This is a genomic window from Streptomyces sp. NPDC002690 (assembly GCF_053592415.1).
The window spans coordinates 1-2,544 of the sequence record NZ_JBSFVR010000623.1 but is presented as its reverse complement, the minus strand read 5'-3'; the positions used below and the strand labels follow the sequence as shown (position 1 = coordinate 2,544).

Annotated in this window: 3 protein-coding genes and 1 pseudogene; all 4 read right to left on the bottom strand. The window is 73.0% G+C overall.

The features are described 5' to 3' along the window. Positions 1-662 (bottom strand): annotated as a pseudogene (locus tag ACWD3D_RS36000) (serine hydroxymethyltransferase); the annotation flags it as partial. A 152-nt stretch (positions 663-814) separates the two neighbouring features. Beyond that, on the bottom strand, positions 815-1,456 hold the full coding sequence (locus ACWD3D_RS35995; protein ID WP_451464872.1) for an arsenate reductase/protein-tyrosine-phosphatase family protein: 642 nt from the start codon (positions 1,454-1,456) through the stop codon (positions 815-817). Next, entirely contained in the window at positions 1,453-2,100 is a 648-nt protein-coding gene (locus ACWD3D_RS35990; RefSeq protein ID WP_327177990.1) for an L-threonylcarbamoyladenylate synthase, read from the bottom strand. The genes ACWD3D_RS35995 and ACWD3D_RS35990 overlap by 4 nt, the downstream gene beginning before the upstream one ends. 70 nt (positions 2,101-2,170) lie before the next feature. Next, on the bottom strand, positions 2,171-2,544 hold a 374-nt coding region (locus ACWD3D_RS35985; protein ID WP_451464871.1), incomplete at its 5' end, for a N5-glutamine methyltransferase family protein.

The window sequence follows — 2,544 nt, the reverse complement described above, 5'->3', positions numbered from 1 at the left end:
CCCATCGGGTGCGCGGCGTCGACGATCAGGCGGGCGCCCACCTCGTCGGCGATCTCGCGGAAGAGCGCGTAGTCGGGGTGGCGGGGGTAGGAGATCGAGCCGCAGACGATGGCCTTGGGCCGGCGTGCGCGGGCCAGGGCGCGCACCCGGTCGTAGTCGATCAGCCCGGTGCCGGGGTCCACGCCGTAGCCGGTGAAGTCGAACCAGCGTCCGGAGAAGTTGCCCGGTGATCCGTGCGTGAGGTGACCGCCGGAGGTCAGGCCCATGGCCAGTACGGCGTCGCCGGGGCGCAGCAGCGCGGCGTAGGCGGCGAGCACGGCGGAGGACCCGGAGTGCGGCTGGACGTTGGCGTGTTCGGCGCCGAAGAGGGCGGTGGCGCGGGAGGTGGCGATGCGTTCGGCGGCGTCGGCCTGCTCGCAGCCGCCGTGGTGGCGGGCGCCGGGGTAGCCCTCGGCGTACTTGTTGGCCAGCGGCGAGGAGAGCGCGGCGAGTACGGCGGGCGACTGGAAGTTCTCGGCGGCGATCAGCTGGAGGGAGCCGGCCTGTCTGCGGGACTCCTCCCGCAGCACTTCGGCGATCTCCGGGTCGGTCCGGAACAGCGGGCCGAGGTCTTCGGCCCCAGCGGCGTGCGGCAGGGGTGCTGTGGGGGTGCTGACCGGCATCTGACGGCTCCGGGCCTGAGGGTGCTGCGTGGGGGGGCTTCGCATCCAATGTAGGCCGGTACTCGCACGTACGCCCGCCGCGAAAGGGCTGGTGGGGCCGGTCGGCGCAAGGGTCCTCACCGGCCGCGCGGAAGCGCCGGCCGGGGCGCGGTTCAGTGGTGCGCGGGCACGCCGGTGAGCGCGGTGACGACCGGGTCGAGCGCCTGGTTGATCTCGTCCCCGATCGAGCGGAAGAAGGTGATCGGCGCGCCGTACGGGTCGTACACCTCGTCGGCGTCCGCGGTGGGGGCCAGCAGCCAGCCGCGGAGCGCGGCGGCGGCGCGCACCAGGGCGCGGGCACGCTCGACCACGCCCTCGTCGTGGGCGTCCGGCAGGGTGGCGGGGTCTATGGCCCGCACGAGCCGGGTGAACTCCTTCAGGGTGAAGGTGCGCAGTCCGGCGGAGTGCCCCATGGAGATGACCTGCGCACGGTGGTCGCGGGTCGCGGTGAGCACCAGGTCGGCACGGATCACGTGCTCGTCGAGGAGCTCGCGGCCGACGAAGCCGGTGGCGTCCGCGCCGAAGTCGGCGAGGACGATCTCGGCGTTCGTCTCCATGGGGGCGCCCTCGTGCCCCCAGGTGCCGGCGCTCTCCACGATGAGGCCGCCCTGGAGGGGATCGCCGAGGCGGTCCACCAGGGCATGGCGGGTCAGCCGCTCGGTGATGGGCGAGCGGCAGACGTTGCCGGTGCTGACGTGGAGAATGCGGAAGTGGTCTCTCTGCCCCGCTATGCCACGCCCCTCAGGGGCGGTCAATTGGCCACCTCGAGGTCGGGTACCACCTTGCGCAGTTCCTCGACGGACAGGGCGCCGGCGCGCAGCAGGACCGGGACCTTGCCGGTGACGTCGACGATGGAGGACGGGACGTTGCCCGGGGTGGGGCCGCCGTCGAGGTAGACGGACACGGAGTCCCCGAGCATCTCCTGGGCGGCGTCGCAGGTTTCCGGGGAGGGGTGGCCGGTGAGGTTGGCGCTGGAGACGCCCATCGGGCCGACCTCGGTGAGCAGCTCGATGGCGACCGGGTGCAGCGGCATCCGGACGGCGACGGTGCCACGGGTGTCGCCGAGGTCCCACTGGAGCGAGGGCTGGTGCTTGGCGACGAGGGTGAGGGCGCCGGGCCAGAAGGCGTCGACGAGCTCCCACGCCTGCTCGGAGAAGTCGGTGACCAGGCCGTGCAGCGTGTTCGGGGAGCCGATGAGGACCGGGGTGGGCATGTTGCGCCCGCGGCCCTTGGCGTCGAGCAGGTCCGCGACGGCCTCCGAGGAGAAGGCGTCCGCACCGATCCCGTACACGGTGTCGGTGGGGAGCACGACCAGTTCGCCGCGACGTACCGCCGAGGCGGCTTCACGCAGCCCGGTCGTACGGTCGGTCGCGTCGTTGCAGTCGTATCGCCGTGCCATCAGCCGGCCTCCTCAAGCGTGTACGGGTAAGAGTGGTGCGGGCGGTGCGGGCACGGGGCCGCGGCGCCGGTCACGGCATGGCCTTGCGGGCGGTCGCGAATCGCGGCCGGTTGTTGAGATCCGGGTGGTCGGCCGCGTCGGCCCAGCCGCGTTCCTCGGTGAAGATCCAGGGGACCTGGCCGCCCTGGGTGTCGGCGTGCTCGATGACGACGAGGCCGCCGGGGCGGAGCAGGCGGTGCGCGGTGCGCTCGATGCCGCGGATGGTGTCGAGACCGTCCTCGCCGGAGAAGAGCGCCATCTGCGGGTCGTGGTCGCGGGCCTCGGGCGCCACGTACTCCCACTCGGTGAGCGGGATGTACGGCGGGTTGGAGATCACCAGGTCGACCTGGCCGTCGAGCTCGGGAAGGGCGCTGAGGGCGTCCCCGCGGTGCACGGTGACCCTGG